This is a genomic window from Thalassotalea coralli (genome assembly GCF_055786205.1).
In genome coordinates this window covers 1,146,197-1,168,114 of the sequence record NZ_JBVVBK010000001.1, presented here as the reverse complement: position 1 = coordinate 1,168,114, position 21,918 = coordinate 1,146,197, and the positions used below count along the sequence as shown (strand labels likewise).

Here is a 21,918-nt window from a genome sequence, read left to right as displayed (position 1 = left end):
TAGTGTTAATTCCAAAGCTGCCAAATGGGTTCAACTTGCTCTGGCATTTTGAGATTTTTACCAAGCTCACTCCAACCACCAGGGTAATGAAAATCTGATCCCATCGAAGCTTTCATTTCATACTCTAAACAAAAGCTTAGCATTAATTGATGCTGTGCGTTACTCATTTGAGGTAAAACTATTTCTAAACCTTGGCCACCATATGATTTAAACTCTAACACTAAACGTCTTAACCATTTAGTCGTCATATCGTAACGAACAGGGTGCGCCATAACCGAATTCCCGCCCGCTTGATGAATTACTTTCACCGCCGTTTCAATATCACACCATCCTGGTTTCACATAAGCCCGCTTGCCCTTTCCAAGGTATTTATCAAAAGCTGCTTGTAAATGATTGACATAACCAGCGTTCAACATAGCTTTGGCAAAATGTGCTCTTGTGATACTAGCGCCTTTTGCTAACGTTTTTGCTGCTGGGTAAATATCAGGGAAGCCGCATTTAGTGAGCTTTTCACCAATTTTTGTTGCTCTATCGACGCGTGCTTGTTGCTGCGCCGCCAATAACTGCTTTAACTCTGGTGAATTGGTATCAATATTTAAACCAACGATATGAATTTCAAAGTTGTGCCAACGAGTAGATATTTCGACACCATCGACGAGTGTCAAAGCAGATTGCTCCTGCTCTATATATTGTTTTGCAATATCTAATCCTGCTACGCTATCGTGATCAGTTATCGCCAAGACATCAATTTGGTGGTTAGTCGCCCGTAATATAAGCTCTTGGGGCGTAAGAGCACCGTCAGAACATGTGGTGTGAGTATGAAGATCAACTCGTAAATTTTTATAGTCACTGCATTTTTCGGTTGACATCATAGACATAATAAGGTTTTCTATAGGGGATTTTGCAAAGGCATTGTACTGAGTAAACGGCATTTAGCCAATGAATTTTAAGAAGACTTTCAACATGACAATGAACATTTCAGTAACAAACATTTGGTGGTGGCATAGCTCGACATAGTGGGTTGTGAGAAGTTACTGTATTTGCAGAAAAAGATATCCGAAACCCGCATAGTCAAACTAGGCGGGTTTTTTAGTTTTTACGCTGATGAATAATCAGCATATTGAAAATCAACAAAGTGAGCATTTTAATGTTAACAACTAAAGTAAAAAGTTGGTTTATTTGGTGGCTTCAGCCGATTTACGCCGGATGACAGAACTCAATTAAAACCAAGGAAACAACATGATTATCGTATTAAAGCCTCACGCAACTGAACAAGATGCGCGTGAAATTCTAGACAAAATAGCCAGCTTAGGCTTAAAACCTCTTTATATGCCAGGTGTTGAACGCACCGTACTAGGCGCGCTCGGCGATGAACGCGTTTTATCACAACTTCATTTAGACGCCTACCCTATGGTAGATGAATTAAAACCAGTATTAAGTCCATACAAGTTAGTTAGCCGCGAGTTGCAAGCTCACGACTCCATTATCTCAATTGGTAAACAAAAAGTGGGTGGCAATCAATTCTCCATTATTGCAGGACCATGCTCGGTAGAGAGTGAAGAGCAACTTTTTGGTGTTAGCGAAATGCTGCAACAACAAGGTATCACCATGCTAAGGGGCGGCGCATTTAAACCTCGTACTAGCCCATACAGCTTTCAAGGCTTAGGCGAAGAAGGATTAAAACTACTTAAGCAAGCCCGTGAAAAGTACGATATGGCCATTGTTTCCGAGATAATCGATCCAAATGATGCAGAACTCATGCACGACTATGTAGATTGTTATCAAATTGGTGCTCGCAATATGCAAAACTTCCGTTTATTAGAAGCGGTTGGTAAACAAACAGATAAAGCGGTTTTATTAAAGCGTGGTATGAGCGCTACGATAGAAGAACTGCTGTTAGCGGCTGAATACATTATTAATGCCGGTAACCCCAACGTAATTTTATGTGAACGTGGTATCCGTACTTTTGAAACTGCGACACGCAATACTTTAGATTTAAACGCAGTTGCATTACTTAAAGAAAAATCTCATTTACCGGTACTGGTTGATCCTTCTCACGGCACAGGCGTTAAATCGCTTATTAACCCGCTTTCTCGCGCGGCAGTAGCCGCTGGCGCAGACGGTATTATCGTGGAAACACATTTAAATCCTAAAGAAGCACTTTCTGATGGCCATCAAGCATTAACGTCAGACGACTTTAAAACGCTGATGGCAGATATCTCACCCTTTGTTTCTGCAGCAGGTAAATCGCTATGAGCCCGCACTTTAATCCAGAAAGCGACCAAAAACTTGGTCAAGTAAACAGTTTAACGGCAAAGGCAAAATATCAATCTGACCCGCTAACTTTGTATAAAAAACTATGTGGAAACAGCAAAAACAATATATTGCTTGAGTCTGCAGAAATAGATAAGAAGCATCAACTTAAGAGTTTATTATTAGTTGATGCTGCGTTAAAAATTGTCTGTAACGGTAATCAAGTCACTTTTACACCATTAACACTTAATGGCGAAGCCGCGTGTGCTTATGCTGAACAGGCCTTGGCAGAACGCGCCACCTTGACTAAAGAAGGCCGCCAGTTAAAAGCAATTTTTGCTGCGGTAGAACAACCGTTAGATGAAAAGTCGCGCTTACTAGCCAATAACGCCTTCTCGGCATTACGAATTTTTGATCAGATTAAAAATATTAATCACCACCCTTTTGCCATATTTCTTGGCGGCGCATTTGCTTTTGACATGATATCTATGGCTGAGCAGTTACCGCAAGTTGATGAAGGTCCAAACACTTGCCCTGATTTCGTGTTCTATTTAGCGGAAACCATGGTCATTATTGACCATGAGAAACGCGCGAGTGAAGTCATCGGCAATATTTTCTCTGGCTCAGAGATGCAAAAGTGTCATTTTGAAATAGCCCGCAGACTATCAGATATTAAAACCTTGGTTGAATCAGATATTCTACCACCACAAACTAAAGCAACAGACGTGCCTGTAGAGTTAGAAGTCTCTACTGATATTGACGATGCGACTTTTTGCCAAACTGTAGAATCTTTAAAAGAGCACATTAAAGCTGGCGATATCTTCCAAGTCGTGCCTTCAAGAACCTTCAGCCTTGTTTGTGAAGACACTTTCAATGCTTACATGTGCCTGCGTGAAAGCAACCCTAGTCCATACATGTTCTATCTTCAAGACGATGATTTTTGCATGTTTGGTGCATCACCTGAATCTGCCATTAAATATCAGGCGAGTAACCGCCAAGTGGAAATTTATCCTATTGCAGGAACGCGCCCTAGAGGGTTTAGAGCCGACGGTACTTTCTCATTAGACTTAGATTGCAGAATTGAATTAGAACTTCGTCAAGACAAAAAAGAACTAGCTGAACACACCATGCTAGTTGATTTAGCGCGTAACGATGTTGCTCGTGTCAGCAAACCTGGCACGCGCTATGTAGCAGATTTACTGAAAACCGACAGATACTCTCATGTTATGCACTTGGTCTCTCGTGTATGTGGCACCTTGGCAGACGATTTGGATGCCCTACATGCGTATCAAGCGTGTATGAATATGGGTACTCTTTCAGGCGCTCCTAAAGTTCGTGCAACTGAGTTAATTCGTCAATATGAAGGCAAACGCCGTGGTAGTTACGGCGGCGCTGTCGGTTATTACACTGGCGATGGTGAAATGGATTCATGTATTGTTATTCGAAGCGCATTTGTTAAGGATGGAGTCGCGCATGTGCAAGCTGGCGCGGGGGTTGTTTACGACTCAGTTCCTCAAGCCGAAGCAGATGAAACACGTCACAAGGCTAGAGCTGTTATTAACGCAATTCAAAAAGCGGCGCAGCTTGAAAATGTATCTGCATCTAGTAATGCAACGGCGCATGAGCAGGAGGCATAATCATGACGAATAACACATCGAATACAAAAATATTTATGCTAGATAACTTAGACTCATTTACCTATAACCTCGTTGATGAGTTCATGTGCCTTGGTTTTGAGCCAGTTATCTACCGAAACACTCTATCTGCAGAATTTATTTATGAGCAAATCCAAGCTCATGATGGTCCTGCGCTCGTTGTTTTATCGCCAGGCCCAGGAACACCTGCTGCTGCTGGCTGTTTAATGGCGCTAATTAAGCTGTGTGCAGGAAAATACCCTATGCTGGGAATCTGTTTAGGGCACCAAGCATTAATTGAACATTACGGTGGAAAAGTAGGACGAGCCCCTGAAATCGTTCACGGCAAAGCATCAAATGTACAACACGATGAAATGGCTGCGTTTGCCAACATAGAAAACCCGCTACCTGTTGCTAGGTACCATTCTTTAGTTGGTATTGAGATGCCAGAGCAACTTAAAACAACAGCGAGTTTAACCACCGACCAAGGTGTTGAGTTACCAATGGCTGTCCATCACCTTCAAGACAAAGCCATAGGTTTTCAGTTTCACCCCGAATCTATATTAACTACGTATGGCAGCACCTTGTTAGCGCAAAGCATTGACTGCCTGACAAGCGAATAACAAGTTAAGGAAGATAAAATGAGCATAGAATCAAATACAGACGTGTTAAATGCTTTAGTTGACGGAAAATCATTAACACAAGAACAAGCACAAACCTTCTTTACCCGCGTAATGAAAGGAGACGTTGCCCCTGAGCTTTTAGCCTCGGTACTTACAGCGTTAAAAATTAAAGGTGAAACCCCTGAAGAAATTGCAGGTGCGGCGGTTGCAGTAAGAGAATTTGCCACACCATTCCCAGAACAAACTAATGCTGTGAGCGATTGCGTTGGTACAGGTGGAGATGGTGCTAATACCATCAACATTTCAACAACCGCGGCTATTTTAGCCGCTGCTTGCGGGATTAAAATGGCTAAGCATGGCAACCGCAGTGTTTCAAGTATGTCTGGCTCAGCTGACTTGCTTGAAGCATTTGGCGTGAACTTAATGATGTCCCCTGAAATAGCAAGCGAATGTTTAGCACGGTCAAACGTATGCTTTTTGTATGCCCCTGCCTATCATCCGGGCTTTAAACATGCTGGACCTGTGCGCAAAGCTATGGGCATCCGCACTCTATTCAATATCCTAGGCCCACTCGTAAACCCTGCGAAACCGGAAGTGATGTTACTTGGTGTTTATACACCTGAACTTATTCCTACAATGGCAAAAAGTTTAGTACTCACCGGTGTTAAGCGAGGCTGGGTTGTTCACGGCAGTGGCCTAGATGAAATCACCTTACATGGTGAAACGCAAGTGTGTGAAATCAATAACGGTGAAATCACCAATAAAGTGATTACTCCTGAAGATTTTGGCTTGGAGCGATACACATTAGAGGATATTAAAGGTGGCACTCCTCAAGAGAATGCCGATTACATTCGCGCGATATTATCAGGTACGGGAAAATCCGCTCATAATGCCGCCGTTGTATTAAACTGCGCAGCCCTCCTTTACCTACATGAACTAGCGCCAGATTTAAAATCAGCCAGCCAGTTAGCTAGCGAAGTTTTAGCATCAGGAAAAGGTTTAGAGACATTAACGGCTATGGTAGACATTTCTAACAAAGAGGCAGCTGACTCCTAATGGCAAACGTATTAGCAAAAATAGTTGAAGATAAACGCGTTGAAGTTGCTAAACGCAAACAAGAGATGCCGCTTGAAAGCTTTATCGATGGCTTAGCGCCAAGTACAAAAGATTTTTATGGTGCGTTAGATCGCACTAAGGGCAAATCACACGCGGGGTTTATACTGGAATGCAAGAAGGCCTCACCTTCTAAAGGCTTGATTCGCCCTGATTTTGACGTCAAAGAAATTGCCAGTATTTATGACAAATATGCGGCCGCTATTTCTGTGCTAACCGACGAAAAATACTTTCAAGGGACATTTGAGTACCTAAAAACAGTCACTGACTTTGTCAGCTGCCCAGTATTAAACAAGGACTTTTTCGTCGACACGTATCAAGTACACCTTGCACGTTACTATGGCGCAGATGCAATACTACTGATGCTTAGCGTGCTTAACGATGACGAATACAAAGCGCTAGAAGACGTTGCTAAGCAATACAATTTAGCCATTTTAACGGAAGTTTCAACGCCGGAAGAGTTAACCCGAGCAATTGATTTAAACGCTAAGTTAATTGGTATAAATAATCGCAACTTACGTGATCTTTCCACAGACATTACCCGTACTTTTGAGTTTGCACCAGACATCCCAGAAGATCGTATTATTATTTCTGAATCCGGTATTTACACAAACCAACAAGTACGTGAAATTGCCCCTGCTGTAGATGGCTTCTTAGTGGGTAGCTCAGTTATGGCACAAGACGACGTCGACTTAGCTTGTCGCAAGCTAATATTCGGTGAAAACAAAGTATGTGGTTTAACTGCGCCTGAATTTGCTCAATCAGCACAGGAATCAGGCGCTGTTTATGGTGGGCTTATTTTTGCAGAAAAATCGCCTCGATTTGTTACCAAAGCGCAGGCAACAGAAATTGTTAAGCAAGTGCCTTCATTAGCCTATGTGGGTGTTTTTGTTGACCATGATATTGCTGAAGTATCCAAGGTTGCAGCAGAGTTAAACTTAACAGCAGTGCAATTACACGGTAAAGAAGATCAAACCTATATCGATACACTTAGCGCTCAGCTACCAAAAGATTGCCAAATATGGAAAGCGGTAGCTGTCCATGAACAAATACCAGCTTTAACGTTAAATCAAGTAGATCGTTTCTTATTCGATGGTAAACAGCCTGGAAGCGGAACGCCATTTGATTGGCGAGCGTTAGCCAATACTGAGCAAGATATTAGCGATAGTATGCTTGCTGGTGGCCTTAACGAAGAAAATATCGACAACGCTCTGGCGCTTGTTGTTAACGAGGAGTTAGCAGGGTTAGACCTAAACTCTGGCGTTGAACAAAGCCCAGGTAAGAAATGTCGCGACAAGCTAAATACAGCTTTCGCAAAAATACGGAATTATTAATAATGACTATTGAAAATAACAAGCAAAGCTTACCAGCATACTATGGTGAGTTTGGTGGCATGTACGTAGGCGAGTTACTTGTTCCTGCCCTAGAACAGCTAGAACAAGCCTATATCGAAGCTATGCAAGACGAGGCTTTCTTGTCGGAATTTAACGATTTGTTAGTTAACTATGCTGGTCGTCCGACACCGTTAACATTAACAAAAAACTTATCCCCTAACCCATTAGCGAAGATTTACTTAAAACGTGAAGATTTACTTCACGGTGGTGCACACAAAACTAACCAAGTATTAGGTCAAGCACTATTAGCGAAGCGTATGGGTAAAGAAGAAATAATCGCGGAAACTGGTGCTGGTCAGCACGGTGTTGCAACTGCAATCGCTTGTTCACTATTAGGTTTGAAATGTCGCGTTTATATGGGTGCAGTCGACTGTGAACGCCAACAGCCAAATGTATTTCGCATGAAGTTAATGGGTGCAGAAGTTATTCCGGTTACTGCAGGTGGCGGCACACTGAAAGATGCGGTAAATGAAGCACTACGTGACTGGTCAGCAAATTATGACGAAGCACATTATTTACTCGGTACCGCAGCGGGCCCTCACCCGTTCCCAACCATTGTGCGCGATTTTCAAAAAATGATCGGTGAAGAAGCTAAACAACAGCTTTTAGAACAGGAAGGTCGTTTACCTGATTATGTTATTGCCTGTGTTGGCGGCGGCTCAAACGCCATTGGTATGTTTAACGACTTTATTGAAGAAGAAGGCGTTAAAATTGTTGGTGTTGAAGCAGGCGGTAAAGGTATTGATACCGAAGAGCACGGTGCAACCCTTTCTGCTGGTACTAAAGGTATGCTCCATGGCAATTACACTTACATTATGCAGACTAACGATGGTCAAATTGAAGAGTCTTACTCTGTTTCAGCGGGTTTAGATTACCCTGCCGTTGGTCCACAGCATGCATTTTTGAAAGAGACAGGCCGTGCTCAATACGTGCCTATCAATGACGATGAAGCACTAGCAGCGTTTCAAACATTAGCAAAATGTGAAGGAATTATTCCAGCACTTGAATCATCTCATGCATTGGCACAAGCGCTAAAAATGGCTAAAGATGTTACCGAAGAAACAGTATTTTTAGTGAATTTATCTGGACGCGGTGACAAAGATTTAGCGCACGTTCATACCGTATTAAATGGCGCAGAGGAGCAATAAGATGACGACTTCGACTCAAGTACTAGGGCAACGTTACCAAAACTGTTTTGCAACCCTTGCCGATAAAAAAGAAGGCGCATTTATTCCGTTTGTTACCTTAGGTGACCCTTCATACGAGCAATCGGTAAAAATCGTTAAAACCTTGATAGACGCAGGTGCTGACGCCCTCGAATTAGGTATTCCATTTTCTGATCCAAGTGCTGATGGTGTAACTATTCAGGAAGCAGGAAAACGCTCATTAGCTGCAGGAACATCAATGGATGACTGCTTAGCAATGTTAGCGGAAATTCGTGACTATGCACCGCAAATCCCTATCGGTTTATTACTATACGGCAATTTAGTTTTTGCTCGCGGTATTGAAACTTTTTATCAAGATGTAGCTAAAGCAGGTGTTGACTCTGTGCTTATCGCTGACTTGCCAATCCGTGAGAGCGAACGTTTTCGCTCAGCGGCAAGTGCTGCAGGTGTGGCACCAATATTTATTGCACCACCTAATGCCAATGAAGAAAAGCTCGCGCAAGTTGCACAGTTAAGCCAAGGCTATACCTATGTACTAAGCCGTGCCGGTGTCACTGGCGCTGAAACTAAAGCGAAAACGCCTGCAGAAAACCTAATATCAACTTTAGATAAACACCAAGCAGCTCCGCCGGTTATTGGTTTTGGCATATCAGAGCCAGCACAAGTAAAATCTGCGTTAGAGGCTGGTGCCAAAGGCGCGATAAGCGGTTCAGCAGTGGTAAAAATTATCGAGAAAAACTTAGATAATGAAGCCGTAATGCTAGAAAAGCTCCATGAGTTTGTTAGCAATATGAAAGCTGCAACGCGCTAATCCATTAGTGCTTTTCATTTCAAAAAGCGCCTTTTAAACGGCGCTTTTTTGTTTCAATTTAAGCAGGTATTTTTTGAGGTTGTTTAATCACCCAATAAACACTTAACGCACATAGCGCCATTCCTATAAGCCCATAAAGAGAAAGCGTCTCATCAAACAATAACCAAGCCTCTAGACTTGCTAATGGCGGAACCAAATAGAAATAGCTTGATACTTTAGTCGATTCGCCCTGCTCTATCATGTACATAAGCAGTAAAATAGCGACTACTGACAGTGCTAGTACTAGCCAAGCAAGCGCTAATATAAACGTTGGATTCCATTGAATCTGTGAAGATTCAGCTCCCAAAGCAATAGGAACAAAAATCAATAAACTACCTACATATTGCCAAAACACTGACGAAATTAGCGGCTGTTCCGCGCAATAGCGTTTCTGGTATAGGGTACCAATGGTAATACCAAATAAAGCTACAACGGCGAACGACAACCCAAAAAATGTGACTGAAGACCAATCAATTTGATTAACTACCACTAAGTAAAGGCCTAAAAAGCCTATAGCGAACGCCACGAGTGTTTTTATCGTACTTTGCTGATTAAGCACTATGAAGGTTACACCAACAGTAAGTAGTGGCTGCAGTCCAACAATAATAGCAGCCACACCAGCAGACATTCCTTGCTCGATTGCGCCAAATACCCCAGATAAATAAGCGCCATGCACTAACATGCCGACAACAGCAGCATGAATAATTTGCTTTAGTGTTAATTTGGGCGGTTTAACAATTACAAGCACGATGATAAAGCAAGCAATATTTAACAGCGTTCTAACCGTGAGAAAGTCCCCCGTAGAGGCATATGGCAAGCCATATTTTGCACCAATAAACCCAGTGCTCCATAAGAAGACAAAGATAAAAGGAATGGCTTTTTTCAGCATAAATGAAATTGATAACCTCAAGAAAATAAGTAATTGTTGTTTGGTACTATTAAAAGCACAAACAAATCAACGAATTCTCAACAAGTATATCTAGCACCAATATTATCGACAGATACAGTTTGTCAAAAATACAAACTATACAGAGAAGTAAAATAAGCCTAATTAATTGAAAGAAAAACTAATCCAACTGCTAGTGAAAGTCGTACTAACGATAAACCAATATCAATACGATGTTCAGAAAAATGGTCAATGAAGAATATTCTCTCAACGACTTGTTTAATTTGAAAAAGCGACCTTTCATTTTCACGGTCTTGGTAACAATAATGACTTGCTCCATACAAGCTAATGAATTCATATCTGCAAAAGATTTGGATTGGCGTGTCATCAATGACAGCGTCATGGGCGGTATATCGCGAAGCGAAGTAATTTCTGCTGAGGACTTCGTTAGATTTACTGGTCATGTTTCTTTGGAAAATAACGGCGGTTTTGCTTCCCTTAGAGCTTTACATAATGTGTCTACAACCAACAAATCTATGATCACCATTAAAGTAAGAGGTGATGGTCATATCTACCAATTTAGGCTGCGTATCGATCGTTATTTTGACGGCCCGGCTTTTGTCACTACATTTAAAACTGAGCAAGACAAATGGCAGGAGTTCAAATTTTCCCCTCAAGATTTTGAATTGCAATATCGAGGAAGAAAGTTCGAAAGCCGCTATCAGCTTAACTTTAAAGACATAAACACAATAGGTTTTCTAATAGCCAATAAGCAATCAGGTGAGTTTGCTTTGGATATAGCAGAAATTGAGTTTAATCAATGAAAAACAAGGTATTGGCTAAAAAGCTTCTTATGTCTAAATGGACTGCATTAGCACCGACCAAAAAAGAAAAACACTTTATTGTTAGCCACTGCTCCTATGATGAAGATAACAAGGTCGAACAATGTATTATTACCGCCGTCTATTCTGGCAATGAATACGACATTGATTGGCAAAGCTTAAAAGATAGTACTAAATGGAAGATGGGCTGGAAATGACATCATTTACACAACATGTAGACTCAACATTATTACAAGAAATGGATACTCGTTTTCGAGCTAATTTTGTTAATTCTTTGTCGGGCTTTAAAAGCGCAAACCTCGTTGGGACAAAGAGCCTGCAAGGTATTGCCAATTTAGCCATGATAAGCTCTGTCGTTCACTTAGGCGCTTCCCCTGCTTTAATTGGGTTTGTTAGTCGACCTGATACGGTAACGCGAGATACCTTAACAAATATAAAGGACACCCAAAGTTTTACTATCAACCATGTTAACTGTGATATATGGCAAGCAGCGCATCAATCTTCGGCTAGGTATCCGGCAGATGTCAGTGAATTTGAAGAAACTGGATTAACCCAAGAGCTTCACCCTGGTATTTATGCGCCGTTCGTCGCAGAAAGCTCATTGAAAATAGCACTAAAGCTTAAAGAGATAATGCCAATAACATTAAACAATACCATGCTAATTATTGGTGAGATTACCGATATTTGGGTGGAAGATGGTATCGTGTCGTCAGATGGATATATCAATATCGAGGCCATTGACTCAGTGGCGGTTTCTGGCCTCGATAGCTATCATGTAACGACTCGGTTATCTCGCGTTAGCTATGCTAAACCCGACAAGGCAATTGAGTTGATCGACACATACTCAACCAATAACCGCATAAAAAGTAAAGTCGCAAGCGAGTAATCCCCAAAATCAGCTCTCTTGCGAAGTACCTCCATGTTAACAATATCTAACTTTTGAGACTTCGAAAGTTTTCTTAATATTTCAAAAATAATTTAAGTAAATAATTAATCCAATATTTACTATTGAGTTCATAAGCTTAAGAGATCCACCACCTACTTTTTGTAACACTTTTATGAATATTTATTTAACTTTTTGTAACAGATATATTTACATTTAATTTACACGCTGATAACTTTTACAGCAACTGTATACTATATATCCAGTTACAAAATAGACTATCTACTCATCATTTAGGTAGCGAGCCAGTTAATTCGTTAGGATTAAGTAGTTTGAGAATTAGAAGTTTGGCAAAAAGCGCGTCTAGTTTTATTTTTTAACTACACACTCCTTCTGAATAGTTTTGTGAATGAACCAAAATATCGGAGCATATAAACAGTTTACGTTTCAACACTCTAAGAATAATTAACGTAAACTTGAACACGGAAAGTCATTGTTCTTCACCTCAATAAATTATTGCTAGAGGTAAAACTTATGACAAAAACAATCGGTCCAGCTTGTACAATTGCAGCGGTTTACGCCCTGCTAGGAACCCCCTCGGTACAAGCTGCTTCAATAAATCAAACCTTTACTGAAAGTTATCAATGTAATTCAACAGTAAATCTGAGAGCACAAACCGGTGTTACTCAACAACAATTGATCCAAAGCTGTCAAGAAATTGCGGAAACGGACACAGCTTTCCACAACTTTTTTAATACTAACCCAAACTCTCCTCTTCCAAACGATAACAACGACACCCTGGATGTTTATATTTATCTATCGAGTGCAGAGTATAAGGCCAATGCTGGGACACATTTTGGTATAAACACTGATAACGGTGGCATGTACCTTGAAGGCACACCTTCTAACCCATCAAACCAAGCGAAGTTTATCGCGCATGTTTGTGAAGACAGCTGGGTACCGTTTTCTTGTGCTTATCAAGGTCAAGTTTATAACTTACAACATGAATACGTGCATTTCCTAGACGGTCGCTTTAATACCGCAGGCCCTTTTGGCACTTTTACCTATAACGCAGGTTTAGCCGAAGGTTTAGCCGATTTCCTTGCTCATGGCACAAATTACGCTCGTACCCTAAATGGCTTAAGCGGGGTAACAATTCCCCCTCTATACAATATTTTAAGTGCTGATTATTACCATGAAGACCTATATAAATGGGGCTATATGGCAATGCATTACCTGAGTGCTAATCATCGCAGTGAATATGACCTAATCATTGATGCATTACGTTCTGGAAACACCACGACCTATCGTTCAACCATAAAGGAAGTACATGGTCGAGTCGGTGCTGGATTCGATGCATATGTAGAGTCTTTAACAGCTGCAACAGCGATGAATCGTGGCACCGAGCCAGCTGACAATACTTTCGGTGCGTGTAATTTAGAACATAAATATGTACGCTATGTGGACGATCCATCTACACAAAACTTAACCGTAACTAACTATACTGACGTACCGATGCGATTAATGTGGATTAACAACACCACAGGATTCGCGGGTGTTGACGAAATTGCGCTATTAAATAACGGGCAGTCATACAACAATAACTTCTGGCGTGAAAACGATCGCTTTATCATGGTGAGTGAAAACAGAGAATGTGTCGGTGTTGGTATCGTCGGTCAAACGGCAAACTTCTCAATCGACAATGCGTTAGTGGCCAATGTGGTTCCTGATATACTGCCTGCTCAAAATGAAATAGGCTCTTGTAGTTTAGAGCGCCCTTACTTTAAATCTGATACTTCAACAGGCGTGACCGTTACTAATAACTCTAATGAAACCGTTGAGGTTCGTTGGGTCAATTATGTTACGGGTGTTCGTTCAGATACTGTTTATGCAACCCTAAGTTCAGGTCAAAGCTACACTGGCACAACATGGAAAGACGGCGATCGCATGGTCTTCGTAGACACGAACAACACGTGTAAAGGTGTGGTTGTTCTTGGTGCTGGTAACAACAGCTATAATATTTCAAACGGTGAAGTACCAAATGCAGCGCCAACAGCAAATGCAAATGGTTCATACACAGGAACTGAAAACACAGCCATTAGCTTTTCAAGTGCAGGCTCCTCAGACAGTGACGGCTCAATTGTAAGTTATAGCTGGAACTTTGGTGACGGCACAACAAGCTCTTTAGCAAACCCTAACCATACGTACGCGAGTTCAGGCGCTTACACCGTATCATTAACAGTAACCGACAATGATGGTGCTACTAATACATCAACAACAACTGCAACGGTTAGCTCAGACAACAACGGCGGAGGAAACGGTGGAGGAAACGTATCTGTTCCAGATGTATGTGCAACAGAAAGTGGCATTACGAGTGGTCGCTTAAATAATGGTGAAGCCGCATGTTTAGGAAATTCATCAACCATTTGGTTAAGTATGGCTGATGTTGATAGCCACAACAGTGTTACCATCAAAACGGCAAATGGAACGGGTAACTTAAGCCTCGAGTACAGTAACCAAGGCTGGCCAAACAGCAGCAATCTTGACGGTAGCTCAGATAACGCGGGCAACAACGAGTGTATTCACGTTACTGGCGGCACAAACTATTGGAGCTACTTAAAGGTATCGGGTTCAAATGGCACAGCCTCTATCTTAGTTGAATTTGATGGTGCGGGCTGTCAAACAAGTGGTGGGAACAACAATACAGCACCAACTGCAAATGCTAATGGAACCTATTCTGGCACTGAAAATTCAGCCATCAACTTCTCTAGCGCAGGTTCGTCTGACGTAGAAGGTCCTATTGCTAGCTATAGCTGGAGCTTTGGTGATGGTGCAACTAGCTCGGAAGCTAATCCAAGCCATACCTATACTACTGCTGGCACATACACTGTAACGTTAACCGTTACTGACAGTGATGGCGCAACTGGCAGCTCAACAACTACGGCTACAGTTAATGCTGATAACACAGGTGGTGGGAACGGCACTGTCGCGAACGCGTGTGCAAGTGAAAGTTCAACTTCTGGTTGGATAGATGCAAACGATGATATCTGTGTTCCTTCTGGGTCTTGGAGTAATTCAATTGCTTATTACGGTATCAACGTACCAGCAGGTACCAGTGCAATTGTTATTTCCACTGACCACGGAACTGGTAACGGCAACTTATATTACAGTGCTTCAAACTGGGCAAATGAAACCAGCTATCAACAAAAGTCTGAAAACTCAGGTAATAGTGAATCTATCACGGTAAATAACCCTGGTAGCGGCTACCAATACTTTAGTATCGTGGGTGTACACAGCGGAATGGCTGTAAAAGTAGAGTTTCAGTAAACAATAATCAGTAAAGAGTAAACTCTCTGAAAACAAAAAAGCTCGCAAATGCGAGCTTTTTTATATGTAGATTTAAAGCAAATTAAGCGTTAATTTTTGCCCAAGTATCTCGTAAACCAACAGTACGATTAAATACTAGCTTTCCATCTACAGCATCTTTATTGTCTAAACAAAAATAACCTTGTCGCTCAAATTGATAGGCTTTTTCAGCTTCAGCGCTAGCCAACGCAGGCTCGACTTTAGCATTCTCAATTACCACCAATGACTCAGGATTGATAACCGAGTGAAAATCTTCAGCCGCACCAGGGTTAGGTACTGTGAATAATCGGTCGTAAAGGCGCACGGTTGCATCTAAAGCTTGGCCTGCAGATACCCAATGAATAACACCTTTTGGTTTAGTGCCATCTTCAGGGTTTTTACCTAAGGTTTTATCGTCATACGTGCAATAAACCGTTGTAACATTGCCATCTTCGTCTTTATCGCAACGAGTCGCTGTTACTACATATGCACCACGTAAACGTACCGCCTTACCAAGTACTAAGCGTTTATATTTTTTATTCGCCTCTTCGCGGAAATCTTCCGCTTCAATTAGAATTTCTTTGCTAAATGGCACAATGCGTGAGCCTTGGCTATCATCGCTAGGGTGGTTCTTAACGCTTAATTCTTCCACTTGATTTTCAGGGTAGTTTTCAATCACTAGTTTAATAGGATCAAGTACTGCCATAGCGCGCGGCGCATTGTCATTAAGATCTTCACGAATACAAGCTTCTAATACGCTCATTTCAACCGTGTTATCCATTTTGGTAACACCAATGCGTTTTGCGAATTCTCTGATAGAACCAGGAGTAAAACCACGTCTACGTAGAGCAGAAATAGTTGGCATACGCGGGTCATCCCAGCCTTCAACCAAGTTTTCTTCAACTAACGCATTTAACTTACGCTTACTCATTACTGTATATTCAAGGTTTAAGCGAGAAAACTCATATTGTCTCGGTTGAGACTCAATAGAAATATTATCGATTACCCAATCATACAAACGACGGTTGTCTTGGAACTCAAGCGTACACAAAGAATGCGTAATATTTTCAATCGCATCAGAAATACAGTGAGTAAAATCATACATTGGGTAAATGCACCACTTGTCACCCGTTTGATGATGATGTGCAAATTTAACTCGGTAGATAACAGGATCGCGCATACACATAAAGCTAGAGCTCATGTCAATTTTCGCGCGTAAAGAACATTCACCTTCTTTAAAGCCACCACTGCGCATCTTCTCAAATAACGCCAGATTTTCTTCAACACTAGTATCACGATATGGGCTATTCTTACCTGGCTCTTTTAACGTACCGCGGTATTCACGCATTTGTTCACCGTTAAGAAAACAAACGTAAGCTAATCCTTTTTCAATTAGCTCAACGGCGTATCCATGTAGGCGTTCAAAATAATCTGACGAATAACGAACATCTCCAGCCCACTCATACCCTAACCACTGAACATCTTCTTTAATTGAGTTCACATAGTCGATATCTTCTTTCTCTGGGTTGGTATCATCAAAGCGTAAATTACATAAGCCTTTATAGTCTTCAGCTATGCCAAAGTTCAAACAAATTGATTTAGCATGGCCAATATGTAAATAACCATTTGGCTCAGGTGGAAAACGCGTCTGCACACTGGTGTGTTTACCACTATCCAGATCTGCATCAATGATTTGACGAATAAAATTAGTTGGACGGTTTTCAATTTCCGACATGAACGATTAACCTTCAAAATGATTCTTTAAATACCAGTCGCGCATTATGGCAAATTAGCTCGCTAACTTACAGGGCAAAGTTGGTATTAATGTTAAATTATTTAAGGGTTCATCGCCTTACACGTAGGAATAACAAACTTAAAGATAAAGGAGCCGTTTACCGACTGCCTTTTTAATGAACAACCAAGCCAGATGTTTGCCTAAAACTAACAATTTTCTCGCTTGGTTGTGAATAATTTTTGTAGAAAAACCTACTGAAACATGCGCTTTAAGCTATCAGCGAAGGCAACAAATTTTTCTTTCACTGTTCGCTTCAGTTTAATATCGACGCCACCAAAAATAATCAAACCTTCAACAATAATTGTCGGTGCATTTCGATCCGCAACTGATGGCGCTTTATTATCTAAGCCACCAAAAATACAAAACGCTTTAGAAACAACATTAACGTTTTCAGGGACATAAATATCGTCACCACCACAAAAGCACAATACTTTCAATGTAGTTTTAGGCTGGGTAAAACGCGCTTCACTAAAATCGATAGTGCTGCCCCCCATAATACTAATTGAGCGAATTTCCCGTGGAACCGTCCAGCGGCCACTGCGATCACTACCGCCACAAATATTCACTAAATGTTCAATATCTTCGGCATCGTCTACAGTATATTGGTTATCGAGCTCTCTTCGCTTACTGTCGACATAAGCTTGGTCAACAGTAAGATCTAAATCTTCAGCCAATGCTGCTATTTCTATATTATCTTGACTTGCCATCGCCGTATCTAAACGTCGCTCAAACGCTTCGTAAGACAATTTTCCATGGCTGTAATTCATAATGAGTTGATCTATAACTTCATTACGAACATCTTCAATCGGCCTATCTTCAATGACAACTGGCATAGTATTTTCCTAATAGTTGAAATCCACATTAATAGTCAGTGAGAAATTAATTTTCTTACAGCTAATATTACTTTTCTCAAAAACATCACATTGCCAAGCTATAAAGCAAACTTTAAACCAAGATTAAACCATATAAATTTCAAACAGTTAAAATAGAGACAATACAGTAACATAAGTGTAACAACCACATTATGGTGAATACGGTTACATTGTGGTGGATTTAACTACACAAAATAAAATCAAACTTTTTTGTAATTACTACCTACTTGATAATAAAGACATTTAATTTTTGGCCTAGACTTTGCTGAAACATATTTCAGTTATAGCAAGCATGAAAGGAATAATCATGGGAATCGATGTACTGCAACTTTTAGCTCTTATTTTTATTTTTGTTTTCCCAATCGTTATGGTGGGAATATTTACTAATCATAAAAAAGAAATGGCAGCACTTAATAATCAGCTTAGCGAATCTGATAAACATCATTATGAGTCAGAAATCGCGGCGCTAAAAAAGCGTTTAGAAGTGTTAGAAGCAATAGTAACCGATAAAAGCTACCAGCTTGCATCTGATATCGACAACCTAAAGCAAGACAAAACCATTCAATAAAGCACTTAGATTTCCTGCCCACTAGACTCTACAAACGGGCAGGCTTTATTTAATGCTCAATTAACCTCGCTGTAATTAGCGTAATCCTCCCTATTCCAAGACTAAATTTAACCCTTAGAATCTCACTGAAATACTGCGTTTTTTAATATATTGAATAGGCATCACGCTATTTTCAATGTAGAATCTACCTCCATTATTGCGCACGAAAATGTGCTATTTGCTAGATTATTAATGAGGTATGAATGTCCATCACGATTAAAACACCTGAAGAAATTGAAAAAATGCGTGTTGCAGGCGCTTTAGCTTCGCAAGTGCTAGAAATGATAGAGCCACATGTAAAAGCAGGTGTTACCACAGATGAACTAAATACAATATGTGCTGATTACACAGAACGTGTACAAGAAGCGATATCAGCGCCATTGAATTATCACGGCTTTCCAAAGTCTATTTGTACTTCGGTAAACCACGTCGTTTGTCACGGTATCCCTGACGAAACACCTCTGCAAGATGGCGATATTATTAATATAGATATTACTGTGATTAAAGATGGTTATCATGGCGATACCAGCAAAATGTTTTTAGTTGGTGATGTGTCACCTGAAGACAATCGTTTATGTCGTATTACGCAAGAAGCTTTATACGTTGGCTTAAAAAAGGTTAAGCCGGGCAATAAATTCGGTGAGATCGGCACAGCAATTCAAAAGTTTATTAAGAAATCTGGTCGCTACTCTATCGTTAAAGAATATTGTGGTCATGGCATTGGTAAAGTTTTCCATGAAGAGCCACAAATTGTGCATTACAAAAACAATGACAGCACCAAAATGGAAGAAGGCATGTGCTTTACCGTTGAGCCTATGATCAACCTAGGACGTGCTAATACTGTTTTAGATAAAGAAGATAACTGGACGGTTTACACCATAGACGGTAAAAAATCAGCACAATGGGAACATACTATTGTCGTGACTAAAACAGGATGTGAAATTCTAACCTTACGTAAAGAAGAGTCGTTACCAAGAGTATTACACAACTAAGCGTAGTTTAAAAAGAGAATGCACGTGTCAGAAGTCTCTATCGTTCCAAATGAGTTTACTCAACCTTTTCAAATAAGTGCGGCACCAATTTCTACTAAAGAAATTGTGTCGCTCAACAAGTCTTTCTTATCGTGGCAGCAGCAACAATTTGCACCACAAGAAATCACCGACTTAATTGCCGCTCGTGCACACTATATAGATCAAGTATTAACAAAACTTTGGTGTCAACATCAGCTTGATGAGTTTCAAATAAGCTTGCTTGCAGTTGGTGGCTACGGACGTGGTGAATTACACCCCTACTCTGATGTCGATATTTTATTGTTAACACAAGAGGACGTTGATGCGGCTCAAGAAGAAAAGATATCGGCGTTTATTACCCAGTTGTGGGACATAAAACTAGATATAGGTCACAGTGTTCGCAGTATTAAAGAGTGCTTAAAACAAGCGGTTAACGACGTAACTGTTGCCACTAATTTAATGGAAATGCGTCAAATTTGTGGTAATGAAGCATTAACTCAACAATTGCAGCCGCTAATTAACGAAGAAGTATTCTGGACCACAAAAAAGTTTTATCTCGCTAAAAAAGACGAACAAGCTAATCGCCATGATCAATATAATGGTGCGGCTTACACTCTTGAGCCTAATTTAAAAGCGAACCCAGGTGGCTTAAGAGATATTCAAACGATTGGTTGGGTCGCTAAAAGGCACTTTCACGCAGACTCATTAGAAGAGCTTGTTGAACACGGTTACCTCACATCAAACGAATTTAATGAGCTTTTAGAATGTCAGTATTATCTTTGGCGCATGCGCTTTGCACTGCACTGTATAGCAGGTAGAAGTGAAAACAGATTGCTATTTGACTACCAAGTTGATGTCGCCACCATGATGGGTTTTGGTGACCGCGGTAAACTTGCCGTTGAACGCATGATGAAGCGGTTCTTCCGTATTATTGGTAGGGTTGCAGAACTCAACAAAATGTTACTTCAACATTTTGACTACACCATCATCAAAAACAAAAAACACGATGTACAGCTGGTCTTGAACGACGATTTTGTGGTTTTAGACGGGCTTATCAAAGCGGTAAATAAACGCATCTTCATGCGTTCTACAAAAATCATGGAAATGTTTTTGCTTATTGCAAAACATGAAGAAATTACCGATCTGCACCCTGAAACTTTGCGCTTAATGCGAAATGCACGAAGACGGTTAGTTTCTGGCATGATGGACTATGCAAGATGTAGAAACATCTTTATCGAAATCGTTAAGCACCCTAGAGGGCTAGGCTTACCATTAACTTTAATGCACCGACATTCAATATTGGGAGCCTATTTACCAGCTTGGCGTTCCATTGTCGGTCAAATGCAATTCGATTTGTTTCACGCTTACTCAGTGGATGAACACAGCTTTAGGTTACTCAAAAACTTATATCGCTTTAGTAAAGAAAAATACAACGATGAATTTCCGCTTTGCAGTAAAATAGTGCAACGTATTCGCAAGCCTGAAGTGCTTTTTATCGCGGGTATTTTTCATGATATAGCAAAAGGAAGAGGTGGTGATCACGCAGAGCTAGGTGCAGTTGATGCCCTAGCATTTTGTAAAGAACATCAACTCAATGACCACGATGGCCGCATGGTATCTTGGCTTGTTAAACACCATTTATTGATGTCGGTAACCGCGCAGCGAAGAGATATTTCAGACCCAGAAGTCATAAAAGCTTTCGCCAGCATTGTTCGAGATGAAGCACATTTAGACTATTTGTACTGCTTAACAGTTGCGGATATGCGCGCTACTAATGAGAGTTTATGGAATAGCTGGAAAGCTAATTTACTGGAAGAACTCTACTTTAGCACTAAACGCGCCTTTAGGCGTGGATTAGAAAAGCCGGTAGACTTACGTGCAAAAATTAGAGAAAACCAAGATCAAGCACTGAGTATTCTCGACCACCAAAACGTTGATATCGACAGTATTAAAAACCTTTGGCAAGAATTTAAAGCGGACTATTTCCTTCGCTATGCCCCAGAACAAATTGTTTGGCACTGCCAACATATTTTAGGGCACAACCGCGATAAACCTTTGGTTCTTATTAGCCCTACTCCCTATCGTGGTGGTACCGAAGTTTTCGTTTACACCAAAGATAAGAAAAACATATTCGCCACGATTGTTTCTCTATTAGGCGCAAAGCGTTACTCAATTCATGATGCGAAAATTATCACCAGCAAAACTGGGTTTACTGCAAATACATTTGTTATTTTGGACAGTAAAGGCAAGGCAATTAACGATTCATTCCAGGCAATAGAGCTAGGTCAGTCATTGACTAACATTTTAACAAAAACTGACCCTAGCATTAACCTGAAGCCTCTAGCAAAGCGTTTTGAACAATTTAGAAAACCCACACAAGTTAGTTTCATAGAAACAAAAACAAGACGCAGTACGCTAATTGAAATAGTTACCCTAGACAGCCCTGGTTTATTGGCTCGTATCGCGAGAGTGTTCCAAGCAAGTCAACTCACTATTCACTCTGCTAAAATCACAACGTTTGGCGAAAAAGCTGAAGATGTGTTTATTGTTTCTACAGCACAAGAGCTAGCATTAAATGCTGAGCAAGAACAAGAATTAGCAGAAAAACTTAAATTAGAATTAGATACATAACACTTATATATGGA

The 21,918-nt window shown here is 40.7% G+C and carries 18 protein-coding genes; 14 read left to right on the top strand and 4 right to left on the bottom strand.

The window, feature by feature from the left end:
- Positions 1 to 5 precede the first annotated feature (5 nt).
- The gene (rnm, locus tag ACOB80_RS05175) at positions 6 to 878 is read right to left on the bottom strand and encodes an RNase RNM (RefSeq protein ID WP_473164736.1); all 873 of its coding nucleotides are present in this window, start codon (positions 876 to 878) and stop codon (positions 6 to 8) included.
- Positions 879 to 1,239: 361 nt separating this feature from the next.
- Between rnm and aroF the strand changes: the two genes are divergently transcribed.
- Genes aroF through trpA form a run of 7 tightly spaced genes read left to right on the top strand, consistent with a single transcriptional unit; the run spans position 1,240 to position 8,994 of the window.
- Positions 1,240 to 2,256 carry a 3-deoxy-7-phosphoheptulonate synthase gene (aroF, locus tag ACOB80_RS05170; protein WP_473164735.1) on the top strand — a complete coding sequence of 339 codons (1,017 nt, stop codon included), beginning with the start codon at positions 1,240 to 1,242 and terminating at the stop codon, positions 2,254 to 2,256.
- Complete coding sequence (locus tag ACOB80_RS05165) at positions 2,253 to 3,890, top strand: anthranilate synthase component 1 (protein WP_473164734.1); 1,638 nt, start codon at positions 2,253 to 2,255, stop codon at positions 3,888 to 3,890. The genes aroF and ACOB80_RS05165 overlap by 4 nt, the downstream gene beginning before the upstream one ends.
- Before the next feature lie 2 nt (positions 3,891 to 3,892).
- A complete protein-coding gene (locus tag ACOB80_RS05160; RefSeq protein ID WP_473164733.1) occupies positions 3,893 to 4,510 on the top strand; it encodes an aminodeoxychorismate/anthranilate synthase component II in 618 nt (205 codons plus the stop codon).
- A gap of 18 nt (positions 4,511 to 4,528) precedes the next feature.
- Positions 4,529 to 5,566, top strand: coding sequence for an anthranilate phosphoribosyltransferase (gene trpD / locus ACOB80_RS05155; RefSeq protein WP_473164732.1), 1,038 nt, complete (start codon positions 4,529 to 4,531; stop codon positions 5,564 to 5,566).
- Complete coding sequence (gene trpCF, locus ACOB80_RS05150) at positions 5,566 to 6,957, top strand: bifunctional indole-3-glycerol-phosphate synthase TrpC/phosphoribosylanthranilate isomerase TrpF (protein WP_473164731.1); 1,392 nt, start codon at positions 5,566 to 5,568, stop codon at positions 6,955 to 6,957. Before trpD ends, trpCF begins: the two co-directional genes overlap by 1 nt.
- A 2-nt stretch (positions 6,958 to 6,959) precedes the next feature.
- On the top strand, positions 6,960 to 8,165 hold the full coding sequence (trpB, locus tag ACOB80_RS05145; RefSeq protein ID WP_473164730.1) for a tryptophan synthase subunit beta: 1,206 nt from the start codon (positions 6,960 to 6,962) through the stop codon (positions 8,163 to 8,165).
- Between the two features lies 1 nt (position 8,166).
- A complete protein-coding gene (gene trpA / locus ACOB80_RS05140; protein ID WP_473164729.1) occupies positions 8,167 to 8,994 on the top strand; it encodes a tryptophan synthase subunit alpha in 828 nt (275 codons plus the stop codon).
- Positions 8,995 to 9,052: 58 nt separating this feature from the next.
- Here trpA and ACOB80_RS05135 read toward each other — a convergent pair whose 3' ends face one another.
- Positions 9,053 to 9,922, bottom strand: coding sequence for a DMT family transporter (locus ACOB80_RS05135; RefSeq protein WP_473164728.1), 870 nt, complete (start codon positions 9,920 to 9,922; stop codon positions 9,053 to 9,055).
- Positions 9,923 to 10,245: 323 nt separating this feature from the next.
- On the opposite strand from ACOB80_RS05135, the gene ACOB80_RS05130 reads away from it, so the two are divergent.
- The 4 genes from ACOB80_RS05130 to ACOB80_RS05115 all read left to right on the top strand — a co-directional run bounded on the left by ACOB80_RS05130 (position 10,246) and on the right by ACOB80_RS05115 (position 14,971).
- Positions 10,246 to 10,743: a CIA30 family protein gene (locus tag ACOB80_RS05130; RefSeq protein ID WP_473164727.1), complete on the top strand. Its 498-nt coding sequence runs from the start codon at positions 10,246 to 10,248 to the stop codon at positions 10,741 to 10,743.
- Complete coding sequence (locus ACOB80_RS05125) at positions 10,740 to 10,958, top strand: TIGR02450 family Trp-rich protein (RefSeq protein WP_473164726.1); 219 nt, start codon at positions 10,740 to 10,742, stop codon at positions 10,956 to 10,958. The genes ACOB80_RS05130 and ACOB80_RS05125 overlap by 4 nt, the downstream gene beginning before the upstream one ends.
- Positions 10,937 to 11,647: a flavin reductase family protein gene (locus ACOB80_RS05120; protein ID WP_473164725.1), complete on the top strand. Its 711-nt coding sequence runs from the start codon at positions 10,937 to 10,939 to the stop codon at positions 11,645 to 11,647. The genes ACOB80_RS05125 and ACOB80_RS05120 overlap by 22 nt, the downstream gene beginning before the upstream one ends.
- 531 nt (positions 11,648 to 12,178) lie before the next feature.
- Positions 12,179 to 14,971 (top strand): collagenase, encoded by a 2,793-nt coding sequence (locus ACOB80_RS05115; RefSeq protein WP_473164724.1) that lies wholly within the window; start codon positions 12,179 to 12,181, stop codon positions 14,969 to 14,971.
- 82 nt (positions 14,972 to 15,053) lie between these two features.
- Here the strand turns inward: ACOB80_RS05115 and glnS are convergent, their stop codons facing one another.
- Both glnS and ACOB80_RS05105 read right to left on the bottom strand, forming a co-directional pair.
- Positions 15,054 to 16,724 (bottom strand): glutamine--tRNA ligase, encoded by a 1,671-nt coding sequence (gene glnS / locus ACOB80_RS05110; protein ID WP_473164723.1) that lies wholly within the window; start codon positions 16,722 to 16,724, stop codon positions 15,054 to 15,056.
- 251 nt (positions 16,725 to 16,975) lie between these two features.
- Positions 16,976 to 17,617, bottom strand: coding sequence for a DUF1707 and DUF2154 domain-containing protein (locus tag ACOB80_RS05105; RefSeq protein WP_473164722.1), 642 nt, complete (start codon positions 17,615 to 17,617; stop codon positions 16,976 to 16,978).
- A 346-nt stretch (positions 17,618 to 17,963) separates the two neighbouring features.
- Here ACOB80_RS05105 and ACOB80_RS05100 point away from each other — a divergent pair, with 346 nt between their 5' ends.
- The 3 genes from ACOB80_RS05100 to glnD all read left to right on the top strand — a co-directional run bounded on the left by ACOB80_RS05100 (position 17,964) and on the right by glnD (position 21,904).
- Positions 17,964 to 18,224, top strand: coding sequence for a hypothetical protein (locus tag ACOB80_RS05100; RefSeq protein ID WP_473164721.1), 261 nt, complete (start codon positions 17,964 to 17,966; stop codon positions 18,222 to 18,224).
- Positions 18,225 to 18,466: 242 nt separating this feature from the next.
- Positions 18,467 to 19,255 carry a type I methionyl aminopeptidase gene (map, locus tag ACOB80_RS05095; RefSeq protein WP_473164720.1) on the top strand — a complete coding sequence of 263 codons (789 nt, stop codon included), beginning with the start codon at positions 18,467 to 18,469 and terminating at the stop codon, positions 19,253 to 19,255.
- A gap of 18 nt (positions 19,256 to 19,273) precedes the next feature.
- Positions 19,274 to 21,904 carry a [protein-PII] uridylyltransferase gene (gene glnD, locus ACOB80_RS05090; RefSeq protein ID WP_473164719.1) on the top strand — a complete coding sequence of 877 codons (2,631 nt, stop codon included), beginning with the start codon at positions 19,274 to 19,276 and terminating at the stop codon, positions 21,902 to 21,904.
- Positions 21,905 to 21,918 lie beyond the last annotated feature (14 nt).